Raw genomic sequence first — 233 nt, 5'->3', positions numbered from 1 at the left:
GCGCCCGGCGCATCGGCCGCAACGAACTGGGTGTGTTGCAGTCGCTGCTGGCTTATCACGATGCGCAAATGGACTACGCCACCGAGGACCACAACGGCAACGGTGCGCTGGAGTACGCGCGGAAAATCTTCAGCGAGCCCGGCAAACATGACGGGCTGTACTGGGACGAGGATGGCGACGGCGAGGTAAGCCCGTTGGGCCCGCTGTTCGGCCAACATGTGGTCGGTGATGAC

The 233-nt window shown here is 63.5% G+C and carries 1 protein-coding gene; it reads left to right on the top strand.

Going from position 1 to position 233, the window contains the following annotated elements; all coding sequences use genetic code 11:
• Window positions 1–233: DUF2950 family protein (locus SB756_RS35680; RefSeq protein ID WP_410913964.1), on the top strand; the 233-nt coding region annotated here is incomplete at both ends.

Origin of the sequence: Pseudomonas sp. SIMBA_068, assembly GCF_046534705.1 — a bacterium.
GTDB lineage: Bacteria > Pseudomonadota > Gammaproteobacteria > Pseudomonadales > Pseudomonadaceae > Aquipseudomonas > Aquipseudomonas putida.
Note: the sequence above shows the minus strand (reverse complement) of the source record. Positions and strands in the feature narration are given on the sequence as shown.